Below are 23,605 nucleotides of genomic sequence, written 5' to 3' on the forward strand. Positions count from 1 at the left end.
ATGGAGCACATGGCAGTGTTTGATACCAATATTCTCATTGATCTTTTCAACAACCGTGTTGAAGCTGCGGATGCGATTGAGCATACCGCGTCGCATCGTGCCATCAGCTTAATTACCTGGATGGAAGTGATGGTGGGCGCTCGCAGGCATGGTCATGAAGCGAAAACGGCAGCCGTGATGGGCGCTTTTGAAATTATTGATGTGTCTCGGGATATCGCGGAAAGAAGCGTTTTACTACGTGAGAAGCATGGAATGAAACTGCCTGATGCTATCATCCTGGCTACAGCGCAGAGCAGAAAATGTCCGTTGATTTCTCGCAACACGAAAGATTTTGCGGGTATTGACGAGGTCCTTACGCCTTACCAGGTGTAGGCCGGGCAAGCTCGCGCCGCCCGGCACTCTCACAGGAGATTACTCCCCTTCACCCGGGAACAGGAACGGGTTGATCGAGCTGCGGGCAAAGCCCTCCTGCTCCATCTTCGCATCCAGAATCAGCGAGGCGAGATCGTCGGCCACCGCTTCGACTTTCGGGTCTTTTTCCTGATACAGGATCTTCAGGTAGGTTCCGCAGTCGCCGCAGCTTTCGGCTTTCACCGCCGCGTCTTCATTTTCCAGCGACCAGTAGTTGAGATCGCGAGTCTGCTCGCAGTTGCTGCACTTCACGCGCACCACGTGCCACTCGGTTTCACACAGGTTGCAGTGCAGGTAGCGCAGCCCCTGCGTGGTCCCAATCTGCACCATGCTGGAGACCGGCATTGAGCCGCAGACCGGGCAGAACTGGCGCGCTTCGCCGTATTCGGCGCGGGCTTTGCCCGGGATCAGGCTCGCCATTTGCGCCCAGTAGAGCGACAGCGCGGCCCAGATAAACGGCGCTTTATCGCTGCTGACCAGCGAGAAGTCGGATGCAAACAGCGCGCTCGCCATCTCTTCCAGCTCCAGGTCAGAGGCTTTTTCCAGATTCTCGATGACCGCCAGCGCGGTGCCGCTCATCTCCGGCTTCAGCTCGGCAATCAGCGAATGAAGCAGCTTATGCCAGTGCTTGTCGCGCGGCAGGACGTGAATATCCAGCGGCGGCTTGCCCTGCTCGTTAGCTTCTTTGATGCGCGCGGTCAGGTCCATTTGCAGCGGGTGATCGTACAGCACCACCTCCTGCGCATGGGCGACCAGCGCGGCAAAACGCAGAAAATCGCCCAGCGGGTTGTTCTCTGCCAGCTCGCGCAGACGCTCTGCGCGGCGGTTGTAGAGGTTCTTGAGTCTGGGGAATAACAACGGCGGAATATACTCCGCCGTACGTTTCTCGCTCGACCCCAGCTCATCTTGCGGGATTATGCGAATACTCATTCAGATGACTTTTCCTGTTTCTGGCGGACTTCACGGTACCAGCGCGGGTGATGTTTCTTCGCCCACGTTTTGGTTACCCATCCTTCCACCATCGCGGTAATGGTGCCTTTCACCCAGAGGGCGGCGTAAATATGCACCATGATAACCACAATTAACGCCACTGCGGCAAATGAATGCAGCATTAGCGCAAATCGGATCACCGGGATTGAGAAAGCAGGCGCAAAGTACGGACGCCAGATGATCACGCCGCTCACCAGCAACAGGACCAGGAAGATAATCGCCGCCCAGAATACGCATTTCTGGCCGAAGTTATAACGCCCGGTATCACCCACTTCCTCGTTGACGACGATCTTACGAATATTCTTCGCCCAAAAGATATCATCCCGATTGATTAGGTTATGGTGCCAGTAGCGGAAAAACATGATGATAAACGAGGCAAACATCACCACACCCACGAACGGGTGAAGGATGCGCGCCAGCTGCGGCGTGCCCAGGATCTGCATCAGCCAGTTGAAGGAGGGGAAGAAGAACCCCAGCCCGCTTATCGCCGCCAGCATGAAGCAGAAGGCGGTGACCCAGTGGTTGATGCGTTCCGGCGCGGTGTAGCGCACGATGGTGTCACGTTTTCTCATTTGCGCACCTCGTCTTTCTCTTCATGCAGGTTGTCGTCTTCCTCTTCCGCACGGTTCGGACCGACGCCGACGTAGTGGAAGATGCTCGCTGCGAAGGTGGCAGCAAAGCCCACCGCGGCCAGCGGTTTCCAGATGCCTTTCCAGAACTTCACGGTGGCGCTGATTTCCGGGTTCTCCGGCAGGCCGTGATACAGGTTCGGCTTGTCGGCGTGGTGCAGCACGTACATCACGTGCGTACCGCCAACCCCGGCCGGATCGTACAGGCCCGCGTTGTCGTAACCACGGGTTTTCAACTCGCCCACGCGCTCTGCCGCCAGCGTTTTCATATCCTCTTTGGAGCCAAAGTGGATAGCGCCGGTTGGGCAGGTCTTCACGCATGCAGGCTCCTGGCCCACGTTAACGCGGTCAACGCACAGGGTGCATTTGTAGACGCGGTTGTCTTCCGGGTTCATGCGCGGCACGTCGAACGGACAGCCCGCGATGCAGTAGCCGCAGCCAATGCACTGCTCGGACTGGAAGTCGACGATGCCGTTGGCATACTGAATGATAGCCCCTTCTGACGGACACGCCTTCAGGCAGCCCGGATCCGCGCAGTGCATACAGCCGTCTTTGCGGATAAGCCATTCCAGTTTGTCGTTCTGCTCCACTTCCGAGAAACGCATTACCGTCCAGGACTTGGCGGTCAGGTCTGCCGGGTTGTCGTACACCCCGACGTTGTGACCCACTTCGTCACGGATGTCGTTCCACTCAGAGCAGGCCACCTGACAGGCTTTACAGCCGATACAGGTGGTCACGTCGATCAGCTTCGCCACTTCCTGCTGGTGGTCCCGCGCCTGAGGCGCGGGCGTGAAACCGTTAGTCGCGGAACGACGGATAATGTCTTGAGATTGATAAGCCATAAGTCGTCTCCGTTACACCTTTTCCACGTTCACGAGGAAGGCCTTAAACTCCGGCGTCTGCGTGTTCGCATCGCCGACGAACGGCGTCAGGGTGTTCGCAATGAACCCTTTCTTCGCCACGCCCTCATAGCCCCAGTGAATTGGGATGCCGATGGTATCCACCTGCTGACCGTGAACGTTCAGCGTGCGAATACGCTTGGTCACCACCGCCTTGGCCTTGATGTAGCCGCGGTTAGAGGAGACTTTCACGGTATCGCCATGGGCAATGCCGAGCTTGTTCGCCAGCTTCTCGCCGATCTCCACAAACTGTTCCGGCTGCGCGATGGCGTTAAGCAGCGCGTGCTTGGTCCAGTAGTGGAAGTGTTCGGTCAGACGGTAAGTGGTGCCCACGTACGGGAACTTATCTTTTTTACCCAGCGCTTCAAAGTCGCCCTTGAAGATACGCGCTGCCGGGTTAGAGACCACGTTCGGGTGCAGCGGGTTGGTGCCCAGCGGCGTCTCAAACGGCTCGTAGTGTTCCGGGAACGGCCCTTCCGCCATCTTATCGATAGCAAACAGACGGCCCATCCCTTCAGGCTGCATGATAAACGGCCCAACGTCGCTGCCTGGTGCGGCAGTGCTGTAGTCCGGAATATCCACGCCGCCCCATTTCGCGCCGTCCCACTTCAGAAGCTGACGCTTCGGATCCCACGGGTTGCCCTGCGGATCAGCGGAGGCACGGTTATAGAGGATGCGGCGGTTCAGCGGCCATGCCCATGCCCAGCCCAGCGTATTGCCGAGGCCCGACGGGTCGGCGTTGTCGCGGTTGGCCATCTGGTTGCCTTTCGGCGTCCAGCTACCGGCAAAGATCCAGCAGCCGCTGGAGGTGGTACCGTCATCGCGCAGGTGGGCGAAGGTGCTGAGCTGGTCGCCTTTCTTCGCCAGAACCGCGCCGGTGGCCGGGTCGATAACGTCCGCCAGCGCCTTACCGTTGCTCTCCATGGCCACTTCTTCCGGCGCAGGATTTTCCGGCGTCGAGTAGTTCCAGGTCATGTTCAGCACCGGCTCAGGGTTCGCGCCGCCTTCTGCCGCATACATCTTACGCAGGCGTAAGAAGATACCGGCCAGGATCTCGCCGTCGTTCATGGCGATGCCCGGGGCGTCCGCGCCTTTCCAGTGCCACTGCAGCCAGCGGCCGGAGTTGACGATAGAACCGTTCTCTTCCGCGAAGCAGGTGGACGGCAGGCGGAACACTTCGGTCTGAATCTTCGACGGATCGACGTCGTTTGATTCGCCGTGGTTCTGCCAGAAGGTCGAGGTCTCGGTGTTGAGCGGGTCAATCGTCACCAGGAACTTCAGCTTCGAGAGGGATTCAACAACCTTGTTCTTGTTCGGGAACGACGCCACCGGGTTAAAGCCCTGGCAGATATAGCCGTTGACCTGGCCCTGATGCATCATTTCGAAGTACTGGAGAACGTCGTAACCTTTGTCCCACTTCGGCAGCCAGTCAAAGCCCCAGCTGTTTTCCGCCGTCGCCTTGTCGCCGTAGAAGGCTTTCATCAGCGAGACGAAGAACTTCGGATAGTTGCCCCAGTAGTTCACCTGGCCTTCGAGCAGCGGTTTTGGCGTGCTGGCTGTCAGGTAAGTTTGCAGGTCAGTCTGTTTTTCGCTCGGCAGGTTCATGTAACCCGTCAGGCTCTGAGACAGCAGGCCGAGGTCGGTCAAACCCTGGATGTTAGAGTGACCGCGCAGGGCGTTCACGCCGCCGCCTGCCATCCCCATGTTGCCGAGCAGCAGCTGCACCATTGCCATGGTACGGATGTTCTGGGCGCCGATGGAGTGCTGCGTCCAGCCGAGTGCATACAGGAACGACGCGGTTTTGTCCTTCGCGCTGGTCTCCGCGATCAGCTCGCAGACCTTCAGGAAGTCCGCCTTCGGCGTGCCGCAGATGTTCTCAACAACGTCCGGCGTGTAGCGGGAAACGTGCTCTTTCAGCAGGTTCCACACGCAGCGCGGGTGTTGAAGAGTGGTGTCGCGCTTCGCAAAGCCTTTCTCATCCAGCTCGTAGTTCCAGCTGGTTTTGTCGTACTTGCGTTTTTCCGCGTCATAACCGCTGAACAGGCCATCTTCGAAGTGGTAATCCTCACGCACGATCAGGCTGGCGTTGGTATAGGCTTCGGTGTACTCGCGGTTATATTTTTCATTGGTCATCAGGTACAGCAGTACGCCTGACAGGAAAGTGATGTCAGTACCTGAACGAATAGGGGTGTAGAAATCCGCCACTGACGCAGTACGCGTAAAGCGGGGATCGATCACAATCAGTTTCGCACCGTTGTGGATTTTGGCTTCCATCGCCCAGCGGAACCCGACAGGGTGCGCTTCAGCGGCGTTACCGCCCATCACCACAATGAGGTTGGCGTTCTTGATGTCGACCCAGTGGTTGGTCATCGCACCGCGACCAAATGTTGGAGCAAGACTTGCTACCGTTGGTCCGTGTCAGACACGCGCCTGGTTGTCGACCGCGAGCATACCGAGTGCGCGCGTGAATTTCTGGGTTAAATAGCCGGTTTCGTTGCTGGAGGCAGAAGCACACAGCATCCCGGTGGAGAGCCAGCGGTTGACCGTGACGCCGTCGGCGTTCTTCTCAATAAAGTTGGCATCGCGGTCTTCTTTAATATGTTTTGCGATGCGGTCAAACGCCTCTTCCCAGCTGATTTGCTGCCATTTATCGGAGCCAGGTGCGCGATATTCCGGGAATTTCAGACGGCTTTCGGAGTGGATAAAGTCCACCAGACCGGCCCCTTTCGGGCACAGCGCGCCGCGGTTGACCGGATGGTCCGGGTCGCCTTCGATATGGAAAATAGACGCTTTGGCGTTTTTCGCACCGTCGCCGAGGCTATACATCAACAGCCCACAGCCGACGGAGCAGTACGTACAGGTGTTACGGGTTTCGCGGGTGCGCAGCAGTTTGTACTGCCGCGTTTCCGCCAGCGCTACGCCGGGCGCAAAGCCCAGTGCCGCCGCCGTGGTGCCTGCCATACCGCCAGCGCAGATCTTAAAGAACTGCCTTCTGCTGACCTGCATGGGTCACTCCTTGTTCGACATTGCTTATATATGTAGTTTTAACTTCGCGGTTGAGAATTGACCGCAAAGGAGAAAAATTTGCGTTAATCCCTCATTTCTCCGAGGGATATCATCAGAATACCACAATGTCGGTATACCTGTTCCAACGGCGTTAATACAAAGTGAACGTATTATCACTGTGTTGATTATAAAGTGTGACACTGATCACACTATAAGCTCTGCATGTTAAAGGGGTGTAGCGGGGGTCGGGTTGCACCTCTTCTTAATGAGTAGGACAATGAGTGTCGAAAAGTTGATCCATACTATGCGTAAGGCCTGCGGTTTATGCTGCAATAGCAGGCTTACTTCCGTGGTTGTTCAGGAATACCGCTGTGTCTAAACAAAACCGTGCTACCCGCTCATCGCCACTGCCTGCGGGCATTGTGGAAATGTCGGTACGCAGACCGCCCCACATTACCCATGCCACACCCGATTTTCTGGCTGAAGAAGTGCCCGTTGCCCTCGTTTACAACGGTATTTCGCACGTGGTGATGATGGCCTCACCTAAAGATCTCGAACTGTTCGCCATCGGTTTTTCCCTTTCGGAAGGCATCATTGCGCACCCGCAGGAGATCTACGGCATGGACGTGGTTCAGGCGTGTAACGGTCTTGAAGTGCAAATCGAACTCTCCAGCCGCCGCTTTATGGGGCTGAAAGAGCGCCGCCGCGCGCTGGCCGGGCGTACCGGGTGCGGTGTCTGTGGTGTTGAGCAGCTTAATGATATTGGCAAGCCCGTTGCGCCACTGCCGTTTACCCAGACCTTCAATCTGGCGCATCTCGACCGTGCGCTGGAAAATCTCAACGATGTTCAGCCCATCGGCCAACTGAGCGGCTGCACGCACGCGGCAGCGTGGGTATTGCCGTCAGGAGATATTGCTGGAGGGCATGAGGACGTGGGCCGCCACGTCGCGCTCGACAAGCTATTAGGCCGTCGTGCGGGGGAAAGCGATCTCTGGCAGCAGGGCGCGGCGCTTGTTTCCAGCCGCGCCAGCTATGAGATGGTGCAGAAGTCCGCGATGTGCGGCGTGGAAATTCTGTTTGCGGTGTCGGCGGCAACCACGCTGGCGGTGGAGGTGGCGGAGCGCTGCAATCTGACGCTGGTGGGGTTCTGCAAGCCGGGCAGGGCGACGATTTATACCCATCCGCAGCGGTTAATGGTTGATCAGTAATTTTGAACGATAATAGCAAATCCTTCCGCTTTTAGTTGTTCAGGATGAGGGCTAGTATTTATCTCATCAAGGCACGGTGCCTTACCTAAACAACTTAATGAAAGGGTTTATATCATGAAAAGCATCAAAACTTTTGTCGCTGTAATCGCTCTGGCTGCTTCTTTCGGTTCTTTCGCTGCACAGACAGTGACCGCCTCTGCTTCCACCATTGATAGCGCAGAAGCGAAAATCGCGGCTCAGGCTCAGGAAGCGGGCGCGTCATCCTACAAAATTACCCAGGCGTTCACCGGTAACCGCGTACACATGACCGCTGAACTGAACAAATAATTTCGCTATACCGTCGAAAGAGCGCCCCTGGGGCGCTTTTTTAGTTTATACCCGCCAGACGCAGCAGCGCCGTCACCACCGCCGCCGCGACGATCACCACAATTAACGGCATTTTTCGCCATGCCAGGAACACCGCGAACCCCACGCCCAGCACGCGCGCCATGCCCGCAAAATGTTCCCCTTCATAAAAGGTGGTCGCCAGCGCGACGGAGAACAGCAAAACGGTAGCCGCATCGGAAAGCAGCGCCTGCGATCGTTCAGAAAGCGCCAGCCGGTTGCCCAGCTTTGCCCCCCCGAGACGCATCAGGTAGGTTCCGGCAGAAAGAATGGCGATGCCGAGAATAAAAAACGTCATGTTTCCCATTATTTTTTCCTCGCAGCGAGACCGAGTAACGAGAGCAGAACCGGTAAACCCACCGGGGCAAACGGCACGGCAGCCAGTGATAGCGCGGCACCGCTGCAGGCGCGGATCAGCGTGGTACGGTTTTTAAACGCGGGTACCACTAACGCCAGCAGGATCGCCGGAAACACCGCGTCCAGCCCGATGGTCTCCGGGTCCGGCAGCAGTTTACCGACCATGGCACCCAGCAGCGCCCCCACCGGCCAGATAATCGCCACGCCTAAACCGCACAGCCAGTAGGCCGCTTTACGCTGCTCAGGCGTTTTTTGCGACAGGCCAAACACCACGCTTTCATCGTTCATGATGTGACAGCCGAGATAGCTCAAACCCCGTTTGCCCACCAGTTCACGCACCGTCACGCCAAACGGCACATGGCGCGCGTTGACCAGCAAACCGGCGGCCGCTGCCGCCAGCGGGTTACCTCCGCTTGCCACAATGCCGATAAACATAAACTCGGATGCGCCCGCCAGCACCGTGAGGGAAAGCACAAACGGCACCCACAGCGGAAAACCGTAGGCCATCGCCAGGGAGCCGTAAGACATGCCGACCACGCCTACCGCGAGGCAGACCAAAATTATCGCTTTTATCGTGTCGCCTTTCAGGCAAGAGAGAGGATTCTTCATATCATTTTAGCCATATCGAACGTATTTCCATTATAATGAACGCATCAAAATCGTTTTACAAGATGAACGAATCGTTCGTTATAGAGAGAAAGAGGCCGTTTTTATGACGCAGCCAATCAGCGTGATCGCCAAAAGCCTGGTGCGGGAACGCCTGCGAACCGGGCTGTCACTGGCGGAAATTGCCCGCCGTGCCGGGATCGCCAAATCTACGCTTTCTCAGCTGGAGTCTGGCAACGGCAATCCTAGCCTGGAAACGCTCTGGTCGCTTTGCGTGGCGCTGGATATCCCGTTTGCCCGGTTACTGGAGCCGCAGCAGCCCGTCACGCAGGTGATCCGCCGCGGCGAGGGCACCAAGGTGGTTGCCGGGCAGGCAAACTACGAGGCGATTTTGCTGGCGGCGTGTCCGCCGGGCGCGCGTCGTGATATCTATCTGCTGCTGACGCAGCCGGGGGCAGACCGTATTTCCCAGCCGCATCCGCCGGGGTCGGTTGAGCACATTATCGTGACCCAGGGGCGGGCGATGGTCGGCCTGATCGACGCCGCGGAAGAACTCGGCCCGGGCGATTACATTTGCTACCCTGCCGATCAGCCGCATATCTTTAAGGCGCTGGAGCCAGACACCCACGCCCTTCTGGTGGCGGAACAAAATTAACGAAGATACGGAAAATCATGTCGCTCAAAGCCATTGCTAAAGAACTGGGGCTGTCCGTCACTACCGTCAGCCGCGCCCTCAACGGATATGACGATGTTTCTGCTGAGACGCGCGCCCGCGTGGAGGCGGAGGCCCAGCGCCGTGGTTACCGACCTAATACGTTTGCGCGCCGCCTGAAGATGGGCAAAATTGATGCCGTCGGCCTCGTTTTCCCCGTGCATCCTGTTCCGCTCAATAACAGCGTTTTTATGGACATGGTCGGCGAAATTAGCCACGAACTGGCGCGACATGAGATCGACCTGCTGCTCATCGCCGACGATGATCTGGCGGATAAGCACAGCTATATGCGCATGGTGCAAAGCCGCCGCGTGGATGCGCTGATTGTGGCCCACACGCTCGATCGCGATCCGCGACTTGAACAGCTGCAGGCCGTCGGATTCCCTTTTCTGGCGCTTGGCCGCAGTCAGCTGCCGCAGCCGTACGCATGGTTCGACTTCGACAACTATGCTGGCACGTACCAGGCCACCCACTGGCTGATTGAGAAAGGCCATCAGCGCATCGCCCTGCTGGGCGAAAGCAATAATCAGGCATTCATCACCCAGCGGCGACAGGGCTACCTGGACGCGCTGCGTGAAGGCGGGCTCTCCAGCGAATGGCTGCGCGCTATGCCCCCTTCGCGCCGCGTGGGGTATGCCACCACGAAAGAACTTCTCTCCCTGCCGCAGCCCCCCACGGCCATCATTACCGACTGCAACACCCACGGCGACGGCGCGGCGATGGCGCTGGCGGAACTGGGCCGCCTGACAGGCGAGAACGCCGTTGCGCTGGTGGTTTATGACGGACTTCCGCAGGACAGCATCGTTGATGCTGACGTGGCGGCAGTGATCCAGTCCACTCGTCAGGGCGTCGGGAAACAGATTGCCGATATGGTGCGCCAGCTGATTAACGGCGACGACGTCGAACGGCTCCAGGTGCTCTGGCAGCCCGAATTCTCCCCGGGCCAGACGGCCTAAACCGCGTAAATTTCCAAACCCGATCACAGATCCGAAACGTTTTGGTTTGTGTCCGAAACGTTTCGGATCAACACTCAAGACATCCCGACGACAGGAGATGTCTGATGCAAGATGCCATTTTACGACTCGAAAGCACCACCGTTGATGTGGTGATAAAAACCCAACCATTCGCCGAAATTCTCTACTGGGGGCCGCATCTTCAGCACTTTTCGCCGCAGAATGTCGCTACGCTGGTGCGGCCGGTGGCAAACGGCAGGCTGGATGTAGACTCCCCGGTAACGCTGATGGCCGAACTGGGGCACGGGCTGTTTGGCTCGCCCGGTATTGAGGGGCATCGCCAGGGGCTGGACGGTTCCCCGGTGTTTAAAACCACGCAGGTGCAGCAGGACGTAAACACCCTGACGATAACCGCCGAAGATGAATGCGCGGGACTGCGTCTGACCAGCGAGCTGACGCTGGAGGCCAGCGGCGTGCTGGTGGTGCGCCATGGAGTAACCAACCTGAAAGCGCTGGCGTGGCAGGTGGACCGATTCGCCGTCACGCTGCCGGTGGCCGAGCGCGCGCAGGAGGTTATGGCCTTTCACGGACGCTGGATCAGGGAATTTCAGCCGCACCGCGTCACGCTTGAACACGACAGCTTTATCATTGAAAACCGTCGGGGTAAAACGTCCCACGAACATTTCCCGGCGCTGATCGCCGGTACACCATCGTTCAGCGAAATGCAGGGCGACGTCTGGGGCGTGCATCTGGGCTGGAGCGGCAACCACCGCCTGCGCGCCGAAGCGAAAACCGATGGTCGCCGTTATATACAGGCAGAAGCGCTTTACCTGCCGGGTGAAATGGCGATTGAAGAGGGCGAAACGCTCTGGACGCCGCGCCTGTATGCCAGCTATTCCCCGCACGGGCTGAACGGCATGAGCCAGCAGTTCCACCGCTACCTGCGCGACAACATCATCCGCTTCCCGGAAAGCAAACCGCGCCCGGTACACCTCAATACCTGGGAGGGGATCTACTTCAGCCACGACCCGGAGTACATCATGCGCATGGCCGACGAGGCCGCCGCGCTGGGCGTGGAGCGCTTTATCATTGACGACGGCTGGTTCAAAGGCCGCAACGACGACCATGCCGCGCTGGGCGACTGGTACCTGGATGAGAAAAAATACCCGAACGGCCTGACGCCGGTAATCAGTCACGTTAAACGGCTCGGCATGGAGTTTGGCATCTGGATCGAGCCGGAGATGATTAACCCGGATTCCGATCTCTATCGCGCGCATCCTGACTGGGTGCTGGCGCTGCCGGGCTATCCCCAGGCGACCGGACGACACCAGCTGGTGCTCAATCTCAACATCCCACAGGCCTTTGATTACCTGGTGGAGCGCATGAGCTGGCTGCTGGGCGAGCATGCGGTTGACTACGTGAAATGGGACATGAACCGCGAGCTGGTGCAGCCCGGGCACAACGGTAAAGCTGCCGCCGACGCGCAGACCCGCCAGTTTTACCGCCTGCTGGACGTGCTGGGCGAGCGTTTTCCGCACATTGAATTTGAATCCTGCTCCTCCGGCGGGGGGCGAATCGATTATGAAGTGCTGACCCGCAGCCATCGCTTCTGGGCTTCCGACAACAACGACGCGCTGGAGCGCAACACGATCCAGCGCGGCATGAGCTATTTCTTCCCGCCGGAGGTGATGGGGGCGCATATCGGTCATCATAAATGTCACGCCACCTTCCGCCAGCATAGCATCGCTTTCCGTGGGCTGACGGCGCTGTTTGGGCATATGGGGCTGGAGCTGGATCCGCTCACCGTCGATGCGCAGGAGCGTGAGGGCTATCGCCATTATGCCGCGCTGTATAAGCGGTGGCGCGAGGTGATTCATCACGGTACCCAGTGGCGCGTGGACATGCCGGATGCCACCACGCTGGCGCAGGGTATAGTGAGTGAAGACAAAACGCAGGGGCTGTTTATGGTCAGCCAGCTCGCGATGCCGGATTACACCCTGATGATGCCGCTGCGCATGCCGGGGCTAGACGCCAGCGCGCAGTACCGCATCACGCTGCTGGATCACCCGAACATTCAGATCACGGGCGAGGGCGGGCACACCATGCGCAAGCTGCCGGCGTGGATGGAAGCCCCGCAAACGGCAAGCGGCGAATGGCTGATGCGGGCGGGTATTGCGCTGCCGATTCTGGATCCGGAAACCGCCATTCTGATTGGCGTGGAACGCGTGTAAAGGTGACGGGCCGGGCAACCGGCCCTCCGTTGAGGATAAAAATAATGAACACAACAACCTGTACCCACAAAGACAACCCCAATTTCTGGATCTTCGGGCTGTTCTTCTTTCTCTACTTCTTCATCATGGCCACCTGCTTTCCGTTCCTGCCGATCTGGCTGTCGGACATCATTGGCCTGAATAAAACCCATACCGGGATTGTCTTCTCCTGCATCTCGCTATCGGCCATTGCCTTCCAGCCGGTGCTGGGCGTCATTTCGGACAAGCTGGGGCTGAAAAAACACCTGCTGTGGATCATCTCGGTGCTGCTGTTTCTGTTTGCGCCGTTTTTCCTGTACGTCTTCGCGCCGCTGCTGAAAGCCAATATCTGGCTGGGCGCGCTGAGCGGCGGGCTGTATATCGGCTTTGTTTTTTCAGCCGGATCCGGGGCGATTGAGGCCTACATTGAACGCGTGAGCCGCAACAGCTTCTTTGAGTACGGCAAGGCGCGCATGTTTGGCTGCCTCGGCTGGGGGCTGTGCGCCTCAACGGGCGGCATCCTGTTCAGCATCGATCCGTCGTATGTTTTCTGGATGGGATCGGCGGCGGCGCTTTTGCTGATGCTGCTGTTGGTGGTCGCGAAACCGAAGCCCAACCAGACGGCGCAGGTGATGAACGCCCTGGGTGCGAACCAGCCGCAGATCACCGCTAAAACCGTGTTCAACCTGTTCCGCCAGCGCAGAATGTGGATGTTCATCCTGTACGTGATTGGCGTGGCCTGCGTGTATGACGTTTTCGACCAGCAGTTTGCCACCTTCTTTAAAACCTTCTTCGCCACGCCGCAGGAAGGGACCCGCGCCTTTGGTTTTGCCACCACGGCGGGGGAGATTTGTAACGCCATCATCATGTTCTGCTCGCCGTGGATCATTAACCGCATCGGCGCGAAGAACACGCTGCTGATCGCCGGGGTGATTATGGCGACGCGCATTATCGGCTCGTCGTTTGCCACCACCGCCGTGGAGGTCATCGCCCTCAAGATGCTGCATGCCCTGGAAGTCCCGTTCCTGCTGGTGGGGGCATTCAAATACATTACCGGAGTGTTTGATACGCGCCTGTCGGCCACCATCTACCTGATTGGTTTTCAGTTTGCCAAACAGTCGGCAGCGATTTTCCTCTCCGCCTTTGCCGGAAATATGTATGACCGGATCGGCTTTCAGGAGACGTATCTGATGCTGGGCTGTTTCGTGCTGGCGATTACGGTGGTATCGGCGTTTACGCTGAGCAGCAGGCGGGAGATTGCTGCCACCACAAGGGCGGCAGCGTTAACGCATCACTCCAGGTAAAACACCTCTTTCAGCCCGGCGCTCACCGGGCTGTTATCCGGGTTCGACGGCATGACGTCAGCCATATATTTCCACCAGCGCTGGCACACGTCGGTATTCGCCACCGCGTTCCAGCGCTCCTCCGACTCAATCTCCACCGTCGCAAACAGCAGGTTGCGTTCTCTGTCGAGGTAAATGGCATAGTGGTGTGCGCCGTGGGCTTTCAGCACCGCTTCCAGTTCGGGCCAGATCGGATTGTGGCGACGCGCGTACTCCTCGTGCGCGTCCGGGTTTACCTGCATCACAAACGCTTTGCGGATCATAATGCCTCCAGGTACAGCTCGCGGACCTCGTCGCGGCTGGCGGTGCGTGGGTTACACGGCGCACACGGATCGGCGAGGGCTTTATCCAGCCAGCTTTCGATATCGGCTTTGGTGACGCCGAGCTGGCTGAAGCCGGACGGAATGCCGACGCGGGCGCTCAGGTCGCGAATCGCCTGAATGGCGGACATGCTTGCGGCTTCATCGCTCATCCCGCGGGTATCGACGCCCATTGCCTGCGCCACGCGGGCAAAACGCGTGACCGCGTTCGGGCGGTTAAAGTTTTCGATGATCGGCAGCAGGATGGCGTTGCACACGCCATGCGGCAGGTTGTGCGTTGCGCCCGGCTGGTGCGCCAGAGCATGTACCAGCCCCAGCCCGGCGCTGTTAAACGCCATACCCGCCAGGTACTGACCAAACGCCATCTGCTCGCGCGCTTCCAGGTTATGACCGTCGTCGACCGCTTTCGGCAGCCAGAGGTTAATCAGGCGAATCGCTTCCAGCGCATTGGCATCGGTCAGCGGGTGTGCGCCAACGGACACGTAGGCTTCAATGGCGTGCGTTAACGCATCCATACCGGTCGCGGCGGTCACCGGGGCGGGAATATCAAGCATCACGCTGGCATCGTCCACGGCAATATCCGGGATGATGTTCGGGTCGATAATCACCTCTTTCACCTGACGCGCGGAGTCGATGATCACTGCGTTGCTGGTCATCTCTGCCGCGGTGCCTGCGGTAGTGTTAATCGCCACCAGCGGCACGCCCGCATTTTTCACCTTGCCGACGCCGGAGTAATCGGTAGACGGGCCTGGATTAGCGGTGAGGATTTTAATCGCCTTGGCGGTATCAATCGGGCTGCCGCCGCCAAAGGCGATGATGTAATCACACTCCGCGTCCCGGTAAGCCGCAAATCCTTTTTGCACCAGCGCTTCCGTCGGGTTCGGAAACACCTCATCGAACAGGTGATATGACATTTGATGGGCGTCCAGCGCGGTAAACAGGCTGTCGAGCAGGCCCAGTTTCACCAGTTGGCCGTCGGTGACAATTAGCGCTTTGCCCCACTGCCTGGTCGCCACCAGGTTGACCATATCGCCGATTGCACCCGCGCCATGCAGGCTAATTTTGGGAAGTGCCAACATAAAGCTCATGATAATTCTCCTTAACTATCGCCTGTGGCGTTACGCGTATAAATCCAGGGCCGACTGCATCGGGGTAACGCCAAAACGTTTGCCCAGCGCGATCAGCTCTTCCCGGGGGATTGTCTGCTTCATGCCGCCCATGGAGTAGACCTTAACCAGCACCTCCGCGGATTTCTCGGCGGTGTCGATCAGGCCGAAGGTTTCATCCAGCGTCGGGCCGCTGCCGAAGACGCCGTGGAACGGCCACAGCACCAGGGCGTGCTTTTGCATATCCGTCGCGGTCGCCTGACCGATTTCATCGGTACCCGGCACCATCCACGGCAGAATGCCGACGCCGTCCGGGAAGACCACCAGGCATTCGGTACTGCCTTCCCACAGCTTGCGGGTAAAGAAATCAGAATTATTTTCCAGCACGTAGGTCAGGGCGATCAGGTTAGTGGCGTGGCAGTGCATGATCACGCGGTCTTTGCCGTCAGTCGCCTTGATGCGCTCGCAGTGGGAGAGGAAGTGCGCCGGCAGTTCAGAGGTCGGCACCGCGTCGTCCGTTAGCCCCCACAGAATGTGGTATCCCGCGCCGTCGCTGTCTACCCTCACGACGCCGAGATTGGCTTCCGGGTCCAGCTGAACGTTACGGAAGAACTTCCCGGAACCGGTAACGATAAACGGCGTGTTGGCGAGCAGCGGCATCGGCTGGCTCAGGGCAATATAGCGTGGCTTCTGATGAAAATCGGCGGCGTACGGTTCGATGTCCGCATCGTCCAGGCGCAGCGTGAGGTTGCCGCCGTTGCGCTCGTCCCAGCCCTTCAGCCAGGCGTCGGAGGTGGCTTTGATCATGCCCTGGACGAACCAGGAGGTGGTGATGGTCTGCATACTGTGTTTCCTTTGAAAATGCCGGGTGGCGTTACGCTTACCCGGCCTGCTTTTACTTGTAGGCCCGGCATGCAATGCGCTACCGGGCGATATTTTTTACTGACGAGCGGCGAGCACGTCTTTTTCATACGCCCGCACGTTGTCCAGCCACTGGCTGCCCGCAGGCGCATCGTGACGCTGGCAGTACATCTCCCATACCGCCTGCCACGGCAGGGATTTTTGCTCCTCCAGCAGCGCCAGACGCGCGGTGTAGTCGCCGTTTTCTTCAAGCTGTTTCAGCGCAGCAGTCGGCTCCAGCAGGGCGCGCAGCAGCGCTTTCTTCATGTTGCGGGTGCCGATTACCCACGCCGCGATGCGGTTGATGGAGGCGTCAAAGAAGTCGAGGCCGATGTGCACGCGGTCAAACAGATCGTGACGGACGATCTCGCTGGCAATCGCCTGGGTTTCGTCGTCCAGCAGGACCACGTGGTCGCTGTCCCAGCGCACAGGACGGCTGACGTGCAGCAGCAGGCGCGGCACGTAGAGCATGGCGGCGGAAATTTTGTCGGAGATGACTTCCGTTGGGTGGAAGTGGCCAGCATCCAGGCACAGCGCGGTCTGGCGGCTGGTGGCGTAACCCATGTAGAACTCGTTTGAGCCCACGGTGTAGCTCTCTGCGCCAATGCCGAACAGCTTGCTCTCCACCGCGTCGATATGGTGCGCCGGATCAAGCTTCTCGCTGATGGCTTCATCCAGCGCGGCCAGCAGGCGCTGGCGTGGCGCCAGTCGGTCTACGGTGATGTCCTTCATGCCGTCCGGGATCCAGATATTCATCACCGACGGCGTGCCAAGCTGTTCGCCGAAATACGCCGAGACGCGTCGGCTGGCTTTGACGTGGTCGATCCAGAACTGCCGGATTTCGTCGCTGGCGTGCGCAAGGGTAAACCCGTCCGCGCTCAGCGGATGCGAGAAGCAGGACGGGTTAAAATCCAGTCCCAGCCGGTTGGCCTTTGCCCACTCCACCCAGTTCTTAAAGTGTTCCGGTTTGATTTCGTTACGCGCGACCGGCGCGTCGGATTCGAGATAAATCGCGTGTAGGTTCAGGCGTTTTGGCCCTGGGATCAGGCTCAACGCTATTTCAAGATCCGCACGCAGTTCGGTGGCGTTGCGCGCTTTGCCCGGGTAGTTACCCGTTGCCTGAATGCCACCCGTCAGGGAACCGCCCGGGTTCTCGAAGCCGGCAACGTCATCACCCTGCCAGCAGTGCATGGAGACGGGCAGACGGTCGAGCTGGCGCAGCGCCTCTTCGACATCCACGCCGACGGCGGCGAAACGCTGTTTAGCCAGGTCCCAGGCTTGTTCAAGTTGAGTGGTCATGCGCAAAGCTCCTTAGTCAGTCGTTTTTGCTGAAACTGCGCCCGGTAGCGGGCAATGTCATGGCAGGGATTGGGGGTGAAGGTGGTCAGGCTGTTATTCGCCGTCACCACCGAACGGAAATCGTCGACGTTTGATAGTTCGTCCAGCGTCATCAACTGAATGCCAATGTTGCCGAGCGTGGAAGCCTCTACGGGACCTGCCACCACGGTAATGCCGCAGGCATCGGCGCAGAGCTGGTTCAGCAGCTGGTTCTGGCAGCCGCCGCCCACGATGTGCAACTGGCTGAACGGTTTACCGCGAAGGCTCGCCAGCTCGCTCAGGATGTCGGCATAGAGCAGGGCGAGGCTGTCAAAAATACAGCGCGAAAGCTCGGCGGGGCGGGAAGGTACCGGCTGCCCCGCGTCAAAACAGGCGGCCTGGATCTCAGCGCTCATGTGCACCGGGTTAATAAAGCGGTCGTCGTTCGGGTTAATCAGGAAGGTGCAGGCCTTCAGCTTTTCGGTTTCCGCGATAAGCGCGGGCAGGTCGGTGACGTTCTGCTCTTTCAGCACCCGCTGGAGCAGCCACAGGCCCATGATGTTCTTCAGCACGCGGTAGCGTCCTTCGGCACCGCCTTCGTTGGTGATATTGGCGGCCAGCGCGGCGTCGCTGGTGTAAGGCGTTTTGCTCTCAAAACCCATCAGCGACCAGGTGCCGGAGGAGAGATAGGCCGCGTCTTTGCTTGCGAGCGGCGAGGCAATGACCGCGCTTGCGGTGTCGTGACTGGCGACGGCGACAACGGGAATTTCATTCCCCTGCGGGCAAATCCACTGGCCGATCACATTGCCCGGATGGGTTGGCGCGCCGAACCAGGACGGCGAGGCGCCCGTCCATGCCAGCAGGTGTTCATCCCAGTTATCGGTGTTGATATTGACCAGCTGCGTGGTGGTGGCGTTGGTGTATTCCCAGTTCATGTTGCCGGTCAGACGATAGCTTAAGTAGTCCGGGATCAGCAGCGCATGCGCCACCTTTTCAACCAGCTCTGGCTGTTGCTCCACCAGCGCGCGCAGCTGGTACAGCGTGTTAAACGGCAGAAACTGAATGCCGCTGCGACCATAGATGTTCTCTTTGCCAAGCTGCGCGATGGCGTGCGCCATCAGCCCATCGGTGCGGCTGTCGCGGTAGGAAACAGGCAGGCCGACGCGTTCGCCGTGACTGTCCAGCAGCACGTAATCCACGCCCCAGGTATCAATGCCGATACTGTCGATGCGGATACCGTCTTCGCAGACGTTGTGAAGTCCGGTGCGGATCTCCGCTTCCAGCGCATCAATATCCCAGGTCACAAAACCGTCCTGTTTTTGCAGACAATTGGCGAAACGGTGCATTTCGCGAAGCGTAAGGGTGTGCTGGTCACAGTCCCAGGTGGCGAGCATTACACGGCCGCTGGATGCGCCTAAATCGACAGCCACACAATGGCGAAAAGTCATGGTCGGGTCCTTTCTTAAGTCATTAGCGATGAGTGTAAGAAAGGGAAGAAATAGCCACCTTCTCGCCACTGACAGCCCAAATCTCGCGCTGGCAAGAAAGCAAAGGTGAACGTGAGGGAGTTCACAGTTTCCAGTAATGGTGGGGTTTGCAGGCAGTGTGACGCTGACCGCATTTCCCGATCTTTCCGCCTGTTTCTTGAAAAACCGGCAGCTTTTGCGCGGTTTACTGTCAAAAATTTAAGGTGAGCGTGGAGGGCCTTAATTACTATTTTGAGAACTTTTCTCATTGGTGGGGGCCGTTATGACCGTACTGCACAGCGTCGATTTTTTTCCTTCGGGGGCTTCTCCCGTCGCGATTGAGCCACGGCTTCCTCAGGCTGCGTTCCCGGAGCATCATCATGATTTTCATGAGATTGTGATTGTTGAGCACGGAACGGGCATCCACGTGTTCAACGGTCAGCCGTATACCATCAGCGGCGGTACGGTGTGCTTCGTGCGCGACCACGACAGACACCTGTATGAACATACCGACAACCTGTGTCTGACCAACGTGCTCTATCGTTCCCCGGATGCGTTCCAGTTTCTCTCCGGGTTGAATCAGCTGTTGCCGCAGGAGAAGGACGGCCACTACCCGTCGCACTGGCGGGTGAATCAATCCACGTTACAGCAGGTGCGTCAGCTGGTGAGCCAGATGGAGCAGAGCGAGGACGGGCAGGAGACGCACGCGATTGCCACCCGCGAACTGCTGTTTATGCAGCTGCTGGTGCTGCTGCGCCGCAGCAGCCTGGTGGAAGGGATGGAAAATAATGACGCACGGCTGAACCAGCTCATGGCCTGGCTGGAAGATCATTTCGCTGAAGACGTCTGCTGGGAAACGCTGGCGGACGACTTTTCGCTCTCGCTGCGCACGCTGCATCGTCAGCTCAAGCAGCATACCGGGCTCACGCCGCAGCGTTACCTTAACCGTCTGCGCCTGATCAAAGCGCGTCACCTTTTACGGCATACCGACGAAAGCGTTACGGAAATTGCTTATCGCTGCGGTTTCGGCGACAGTAATCACTTTTCGACGCTTTTTCGCCGGGAATTTAGCTGGTCGCCGCGCGATATTCGTCAGGGGAAAGACGCGTTGCTTCAGTAACGCGAGGGCAGTCACCGTTTTCTGGCCGCAAAAAAGCTAATAATGCCCGGTTATTCGCCGTAGAGGTTGTGGTGTGGCCGCTCAGTTGATTCTTCGCAAAGATGATTTTTTTGCCTCCGCGAGTCAGGCCGTCGCGGTGGCCGACCGTTACCCGCAAAATGTCTTTGCCGAGCATACCCATGAGTTCTGCGAGCTGGTGCTGGTGTGGCGCGGCAACGGCCTGCACGTCCTCAACGACCGGCCCTACCGCATCACGCGCGGGGATCTGTTTTACATTCGCGCCGAAGACAAACACGCCTACGCCTCGGTTAACGATCTGGTGTTGCAGAACGTCATCTACTGCCCTGACAGGCTTAAACTGAATGTCGACTGGGCGAGCAACATTCCGGGCATTCTGAATGCCGGAGGCGAACCGCACTGGCGCTTAAGCAGCAGCGGCATGGCTCAGGTGCGCCAGACGATTTCCCAGCTGGAGCGGGAGAGCCAGAAGAGCGACCCGGTGGCAAACCAGATGTCGGAGCTGCTATTCGCCCAGCTGGTGATGACCCTGAAGCGTCATCGTTACGCCACAGATAATCCCTCCGCCACCACGCAGGAAGCGCTGCTGGATAAGCTGATCGCCCGGCTTGCGGGCAGTCTGAACAAGAGTTTCGTACTGGAAAAATTCTGCGAGCAGGAGCAGTGCAGCGAGCGCGCGCTGCGCCAGCAGTTCCGCACCCAGACGGGGATGACGATAAACCATTACCTGCGCCAGCTGCGCATCTGCCACGCCCAGTATCTGTTACAGCATACGGAGCTGATGGTCAGTGAAGTGGCGATGCGCTGCGGCTTTGAGGACAGTAACTACTTTTCGGTGGTGTTTAACCGTGAGGTGGGGATGACGCCGGTTCAGTGGCGTCATCGCAGTCGAAAAGCAGCGTAATCAGTTCGCCATGCCGAGGCCGACGATATTGGCCGCAATGATAATCACCACGCAGCCCAGGCTCAGTACGCCAACCGGACGACGTCCGGCGTTGTTCCACTCCTTCAGCACCAGCCCAACCAGCCCACCGCACAGCACGTAGAAGCTCATGTGCAGCATCCAGCTTATGTAGTCGTACTGCGGCGGAATGCTGGCGTGGCCCCAGGCGTAGAAGAAGAATTGCAGATACCACATCAGGCCGCCGAGCGCGGAGAGCAGAACGTTGGTGAAGATAAGCGGTTTTGCCAGCGAGAAGTCGGCTTTTACCGACAGGTTCTTCACTTTTGCCAGACGGATAAAGCAGAAACCGAGGTTTACCAGCGCGCCGCCGCCCATGATCACCACGTAGCTTGGCAGGGCAACATACAGCGGGTCAACGCCCAGCGCCGCGGCGGCGTCGTGCATCGGTTTGGCGGCGTTCATGGCGAACGACATGCCCGCCGAGAAGACCCCGCACATCACCGCCAGCAGCAGCCCTTTCTTCAGGTTGAACTCTTCGGCCCTGATGCCCATCTTGCGTTCTTTTAGCTGGCCTGCGCGGGTGACGATCCCCACGCCGATCACCGCCACCAGCACGCCCAGCAGCGTCATCCGGCCGCCCTGGGTGTTGATCAGCACGTCGAAATGGCCGTTAAGGATTGGCGTCATCAGCGTGCCCACTATCAGCGTAATGCCAATCGCGATGCCGATACCCATCGACATCCCGAGGTAGCGCATGGTCAGGCCGTAGTTGATGTTGCCGATGCCCCACATCGCGCCGAACAGGAATACCGGCAGCAGGGTGGAGGCGTTGAAGGAGGAGAAGTAGCCCCAGAAATCGGGCAGCAGCATGGCGCTGATTGTCCACGGCAAAATTAGCCAGGACACGGTACCGCCAACGGACCACATGGTTTCCCACGACCAGCCTTTCACCTTTTTGAACGGGGCATAGAAACAGGCTGCACTGGCTGCGCCTATTAAATGCCAGAAGATACCCATCGTAATCGCATGATTCATTTTTACGTCCTCATCGTTTTTATAGCCGGAGGCTTCCCCCCGACTTGATGAGTGTAAAAATTAGGCTGTTCAGGAACCTTCAGAAGGTTGCCGCACTTTTGTTTTGAATGGCAATCAGCACGTTAAGCGCGTGAGCAGACTCACAATTCTTTTATTTCTCAAAAACCGAATAACCTTATAAAAACTACGGCATTGATAATCATTTTCAATATCATTTAATTAACTATAATGAACCAACTGCTTACGCGGCATTAACAGCTGTGCCGCCCGACAATAATGGAGAGGATTATGAGTTATACACTGCCATCCCTGCCGTATGCCTACGACGCACTGGAACCGCATTTCGACAAGCAGACGATGGAAATCCATCACACTAAACACCACCAGACCTACGTGAACAACGCGAATGCAGCGCTGGAAAGCCTGCCAGAGTTCGCTAATCTGCCTGTTGAAGAGTTGATCACCAAGCTGGACCAGCTGCCAGCAGACAAAAAAACCGTACTGCGTAACAACGCGGGCGGTCACGCTAACCACAGCCTGTTCTGGAAAGGCCTGAAAACCGGTACCACCCTGCAGGGCGACCTGAAAGCGGCTATCGAGCGCGACTTCGGCTCCGTAGACAACTTCAAAGCGGAATTCGAAAAAGCCGCTGCAACCCGCTTCGGCTCTGGCTGGGCGTGGCTGGTTCTGAAAGGTGACAAGCTGGCAGTGGTTTCTACTGCTAACCAGGACTCCCCGCTGATGGGTGAAGCGATCTCTGGCGCATCCGGTTTCCCAATCCTGGGTCTGGACGTGTGGGAACACGCTTACTACCTGAAGTTCCAGAACCGTCGCCCTGACTACATCAAAGCGTTCTGGGATGTCGTGAACTGGGACGAAGCAGCAGCGCGTTTCGCCGCTAAAAAATAAGGTTGCATTGACGCCTGTGAGAAGCGAGTCTGATGACTCGCTTTTTTTGTATCTGCGTAATGGAGGCAGCGATGCATTACCCGGTGAACGTGTTTACAGGCAAGGTAAGGGAGTACGACGGCAGCCGCCCGAGCGCCATCGCCAAAGTGCAGGTCGACGGTGAGCTTTCGCTGACCGAGCTCGGGCTTGTGGGCGACCAGCAGGCCGAAAAGAAAATCCACGGCGGGCCCGATCGCGCGCTGTGCCACTATCCGCGCGAGCACTATGAGCACTGGAAAACCGAATTTCCTGAGCAGGCGGACCTCTTCGTCGCGCCCGCGTTTGGCGAAAATCTCTCAACGGAAGGGCTGACGGAAAAGAACGTCTTTATTGGCGATATTTACCGCTGGGGCGATGCCCTGATTCAGGTCACCCAGCCACGCTCGCCGTGCTTCAAGCTCAACTACCATTTCGGTATTCAGGATATGTCGGCCCAGCTGCAAAACGCGGGTAAAACCGGCTGGCTGTACCGCGTGGTGCTTGCAGGACAAGTATCTGCGGATGCCCCGCTTGAGCTCGCGTCGCGTTTGAGCGACGTGTCCGTTTACGACGCCTGCGCGATTGCCTGGCATATGCCGTTTGACGATGAACAGTATCATCGCCTGCTGTCGGCGGCGGGGTTGTCTACCAGTTGGACGAGAACGATGCAAAAGCGGCGTATAAGCGGGAAGATCGAGAGTAGTTCGCGGAGATTGTGGGGGAAATAGGTTCCGTAGAAAGTAGG

The 23,605-nt window shown here is 58.2% G+C and carries 23 protein-coding genes; 11 read left to right on the plus strand and 12 right to left on the minus strand.

Annotated features, from left to right (window positions below):
- A complete protein-coding gene (locus tag IM294_RS18710) occupies window positions 1–372 on the plus strand; it encodes a type II toxin-antitoxin system VapC family toxin (RefSeq protein WP_077266491.1) in 372 nt (123 codons plus the stop codon).
- A 39-nt stretch (window positions 373–411) separates the two neighbouring features.
- Here the strand turns inward: IM294_RS18710 and fdhE are convergent, their stop codons facing one another.
- The 4 genes from fdhE to fdnG are packed head-to-tail and all read right to left on the minus strand — an operon-like array spanning window position 412 to window position 5,935.
- Window positions 412–1,341, minus strand: coding sequence for a formate dehydrogenase accessory protein FdhE (gene fdhE, locus IM294_RS18715; RefSeq protein ID WP_028014872.1), 930 nt, complete (start codon window positions 1,339–1,341; stop codon window positions 412–414).
- Window positions 1,338–1,973: a formate dehydrogenase cytochrome b556 subunit gene (gene fdoI, locus IM294_RS18720; RefSeq protein WP_015569914.1), complete on the minus strand. Its 636-nt coding sequence runs from the start codon at window positions 1,971–1,973 to the stop codon at window positions 1,338–1,340. Before fdoI ends, fdhE begins: the two co-directional genes overlap by 4 nt.
- Complete coding sequence (fdxH, locus tag IM294_RS18725; protein ID WP_003861960.1) at window positions 1,970–2,872, minus strand: formate dehydrogenase subunit beta; 903 nt, start codon at window positions 2,870–2,872, stop codon at window positions 1,970–1,972. Before fdxH ends, fdoI begins: the two co-directional genes overlap by 4 nt.
- Before the next feature lie 12 nt (window positions 2,873–2,884).
- Window positions 2,885–5,935, minus strand: a complete 3,051-nt coding sequence (gene fdnG, locus IM294_RS18730) for a formate dehydrogenase-N subunit alpha (RefSeq protein WP_100171272.1) — start codon at window positions 5,933–5,935, stop codon at window positions 2,885–2,887.
- 371 nt (window positions 5,936–6,306) lie between these two features.
- Here fdnG and fdhD point away from each other — a divergent pair, with 371 nt between their 5' ends.
- Entirely contained in the window at window positions 6,307–7,143 is an 837-nt protein-coding gene (fdhD, locus tag IM294_RS18735; RefSeq protein ID WP_047366787.1) for a formate dehydrogenase accessory sulfurtransferase FdhD, read from the plus strand.
- 114 nt (window positions 7,144–7,257) lie between these two features.
- The gene (locus tag IM294_RS18740; RefSeq protein WP_041911778.1) at window positions 7,258–7,470 is read left to right on the plus strand and encodes a DUF1471 domain-containing protein; all 213 of its coding nucleotides are present in this window, start codon (window positions 7,258–7,260) and stop codon (window positions 7,468–7,470) included.
- Window positions 7,471–7,510: 40 nt separating this feature from the next.
- Here the strand turns inward: IM294_RS18740 and IM294_RS18745 are convergent, their stop codons facing one another.
- Complete coding sequence (locus tag IM294_RS18745; RefSeq protein ID WP_028014868.1) at window positions 7,511–7,834, minus strand: AzlD domain-containing protein; 324 nt, start codon at window positions 7,832–7,834, stop codon at window positions 7,511–7,513.
- Window positions 7,834–8,493: an AzlC family ABC transporter permease gene (locus IM294_RS18750; protein WP_028014867.1), complete on the minus strand. Its 660-nt coding sequence runs from the start codon at window positions 8,491–8,493 to the stop codon at window positions 7,834–7,836. Before IM294_RS18750 ends, IM294_RS18745 begins: the two co-directional genes overlap by 1 nt.
- A 103-nt stretch (window positions 8,494–8,596) precedes the next feature.
- Between IM294_RS18750 and IM294_RS18755 the strand changes: the two genes are divergently transcribed.
- The 4 genes from IM294_RS18755 to IM294_RS18770 all read left to right on the plus strand — a co-directional run bounded on the left by IM294_RS18755 (window position 8,597) and on the right by IM294_RS18770 (window position 13,708).
- Complete coding sequence (locus IM294_RS18755; RefSeq protein ID WP_003861973.1) at window positions 8,597–9,145, plus strand: helix-turn-helix domain-containing protein; 549 nt, start codon at window positions 8,597–8,599, stop codon at window positions 9,143–9,145.
- 17 nt (window positions 9,146–9,162) lie between these two features.
- Window positions 9,163–10,158, plus strand: a complete 996-nt coding sequence (locus IM294_RS18760) for a LacI family DNA-binding transcriptional regulator (protein ID WP_126818679.1) — start codon at window positions 9,163–9,165, stop codon at window positions 10,156–10,158.
- A gap of 104 nt (window positions 10,159–10,262) precedes the next feature.
- Window positions 10,263–12,386 (plus strand): alpha-galactosidase, encoded by a 2,124-nt coding sequence (locus IM294_RS18765; RefSeq protein ID WP_126818678.1) that lies wholly within the window; start codon window positions 10,263–10,265, stop codon window positions 12,384–12,386.
- 44 nt (window positions 12,387–12,430) lie between these two features.
- Entirely contained in the window at window positions 12,431–13,708 is a 1,278-nt protein-coding gene (locus tag IM294_RS18770; RefSeq protein WP_126818677.1) for an MFS transporter, read from the plus strand.
- Here IM294_RS18770 and rhaM read toward each other — a convergent pair.
- The 5 genes from rhaM to rhaB form a co-directional block, all read right to left on the minus strand.
- The gene (gene rhaM, locus IM294_RS18775) at window positions 13,696–14,010 is read right to left on the minus strand and encodes an L-rhamnose mutarotase (protein WP_048958108.1); all 315 of its coding nucleotides are present in this window, start codon (window positions 14,008–14,010) and stop codon (window positions 13,696–13,698) included. The two genes, IM294_RS18770 and rhaM, sit on opposite strands and share 13 nt — an antisense overlap.
- A complete protein-coding gene (gene fucO / locus IM294_RS18780; protein WP_126818676.1) occupies window positions 14,007–15,155 on the minus strand; it encodes a lactaldehyde reductase in 1,149 nt (382 codons plus the stop codon). The genes rhaM and fucO overlap by 4 nt, the downstream gene beginning before the upstream one ends.
- Before the next feature lie 30 nt (window positions 15,156–15,185).
- Window positions 15,186–16,016, minus strand: coding sequence for a rhamnulose-1-phosphate aldolase (gene rhaD, locus IM294_RS18785; protein ID WP_063437463.1), 831 nt, complete (start codon window positions 16,014–16,016; stop codon window positions 15,186–15,188).
- A gap of 96 nt (window positions 16,017–16,112) precedes the next feature.
- Entirely contained in the window at window positions 16,113–17,372 is a 1,260-nt protein-coding gene (gene rhaA, locus IM294_RS18790) for an L-rhamnose isomerase (protein WP_126818675.1), read from the minus strand.
- The gene (gene rhaB / locus IM294_RS18795; protein ID WP_126818674.1) at window positions 17,369–18,838 is read right to left on the minus strand and encodes a rhamnulokinase; all 1,470 of its coding nucleotides are present in this window, start codon (window positions 18,836–18,838) and stop codon (window positions 17,369–17,371) included. The genes rhaA and rhaB overlap by 4 nt, the downstream gene beginning before the upstream one ends.
- 301 nt (window positions 18,839–19,139) lie before the next feature.
- On the opposite strand from rhaB, the gene rhaS reads away from it, so the two are divergent.
- Both rhaS and rhaR read left to right on the plus strand, forming a co-directional pair.
- Window positions 19,140–19,976 (plus strand): HTH-type transcriptional activator RhaS, encoded by an 837-nt coding sequence (rhaS, locus tag IM294_RS18800; RefSeq protein ID WP_041911785.1) that lies wholly within the window; start codon window positions 19,140–19,142, stop codon window positions 19,974–19,976.
- A 73-nt stretch (window positions 19,977–20,049) separates the two neighbouring features.
- Complete coding sequence (rhaR, locus tag IM294_RS18805; RefSeq protein ID WP_126818673.1) at window positions 20,050–20,898, plus strand: HTH-type transcriptional activator RhaR; 849 nt, start codon at window positions 20,050–20,052, stop codon at window positions 20,896–20,898.
- Here the strand turns inward: rhaR and rhaT are convergent, their stop codons facing one another.
- Window positions 20,899–21,933 carry an L-rhamnose/proton symporter RhaT gene (gene rhaT / locus IM294_RS18810; protein ID WP_126818672.1) on the minus strand — a complete coding sequence of 345 codons (1,035 nt, stop codon included), beginning with the start codon at window positions 21,931–21,933 and terminating at the stop codon, window positions 20,899–20,901.
- Window positions 21,934–22,221: 288 nt separating this feature from the next.
- Between rhaT and sodA the strand changes: the two genes are divergently transcribed.
- Both sodA and yiiM read left to right on the plus strand, forming a co-directional pair.
- Window positions 22,222–22,842, plus strand: coding sequence for a superoxide dismutase [Mn] (gene sodA, locus IM294_RS18815; protein ID WP_003861999.1), 621 nt, complete (start codon window positions 22,222–22,224; stop codon window positions 22,840–22,842).
- A gap of 71 nt (window positions 22,843–22,913) precedes the next feature.
- Window positions 22,914–23,588, plus strand: coding sequence for a 6-hydroxyaminopurine reductase (gene yiiM, locus IM294_RS18820; protein WP_126818692.1), 675 nt, complete (start codon window positions 22,914–22,916; stop codon window positions 23,586–23,588).
- Window positions 23,589–23,605 lie beyond the last annotated feature (17 nt).

Origin of the sequence: Enterobacter cloacae complex sp. P43RS (genome assembly GCF_014930585.1) — a bacterium.
GTDB classification, from domain to species: Bacteria; Pseudomonadota; Gammaproteobacteria; order Enterobacterales; family Enterobacteriaceae; genus Enterobacter; species Enterobacter bugandensis.

Coding starts and splice junctions, on each gene's coding strand:
- IM294_RS18710 (WP_077266491.1), top strand. CDS start 1: ATGGAGCACATGGCAGTGTTTGATACCAATATTCTCATTGATCTTTTC.
- fdhE (WP_028014872.1), bottom strand. CDS start 1,341: ATGAGTATTCGCATAATCCCGCAAGATGAGCTGGGGTCGAGCGAGAAA.
- fdoI (WP_015569914.1), bottom strand. CDS start 1,973: ATGAGAAAACGTGACACCATCGTGCGCTACACCGCGCCGGAACGCATC.
- fdxH (WP_003861960.1), bottom strand. CDS start 2,872: ATGGCTTATCAATCTCAAGACATTATCCGTCGTTCCGCGACTAACGGT.
- IM294_RS18740 (WP_041911778.1), top strand. CDS start 7,258: ATGAAAAGCATCAAAACTTTTGTCGCTGTAATCGCTCTGGCTGCTTCT.
- IM294_RS18745 (WP_028014868.1), bottom strand. CDS start 7,834: ATGGGAAACATGACGTTTTTTATTCTCGGCATCGCCATTCTTTCTGCC.
- IM294_RS18750 (WP_028014867.1), bottom strand. CDS start 8,493: ATGAAGAATCCTCTCTCTTGCCTGAAAGGCGACACGATAAAAGCGATA.
- IM294_RS18755 (WP_003861973.1), top strand. CDS start 8,597: ATGACGCAGCCAATCAGCGTGATCGCCAAAAGCCTGGTGCGGGAACGC.
- IM294_RS18760 (WP_126818679.1), top strand. CDS start 9,163: ATGTCGCTCAAAGCCATTGCTAAAGAACTGGGGCTGTCCGTCACTACC.
- IM294_RS18765 (WP_126818678.1), top strand. CDS start 10,263: ATGCAAGATGCCATTTTACGACTCGAAAGCACCACCGTTGATGTGGTG.
- IM294_RS18770 (WP_126818677.1), top strand. CDS start 12,431: ATGAACACAACAACCTGTACCCACAAAGACAACCCCAATTTCTGGATC.
- rhaM (WP_048958108.1), bottom strand. CDS start 14,010: ATGATCCGCAAAGCGTTTGTGATGCAGGTAAACCCGGACGCGCACGAG.
- fucO (WP_126818676.1), bottom strand. CDS start 15,155: ATGAGCTTTATGTTGGCACTTCCCAAAATTAGCCTGCATGGCGCGGGT.
- rhaD (WP_063437463.1), bottom strand. CDS start 16,016: ATGCAGACCATCACCACCTCCTGGTTCGTCCAGGGCATGATCAAAGCC.
- rhaA (WP_126818675.1), bottom strand. CDS start 17,372: ATGACCACTCAACTTGAACAAGCCTGGGACCTGGCTAAACAGCGTTTC.
- rhaB (WP_126818674.1), bottom strand. CDS start 18,838: ATGACTTTTCGCCATTGTGTGGCTGTCGATTTAGGCGCATCCAGCGGC.
- rhaS (WP_041911785.1), top strand. CDS start 19,140: ATGACCGTACTGCACAGCGTCGATTTTTTTCCTTCGGGGGCTTCTCCC.
- rhaT (WP_126818672.1), bottom strand. CDS start 21,933: ATGAATCATGCGATTACGATGGGTATCTTCTGGCATTTAATAGGCGCA.
- sodA (WP_003861999.1), top strand. CDS start 22,222: ATGAGTTATACACTGCCATCCCTGCCGTATGCCTACGACGCACTGGAA.
- yiiM (WP_126818692.1), top strand. CDS start 22,914: ATGCATTACCCGGTGAACGTGTTTACAGGCAAGGTAAGGGAGTACGAC.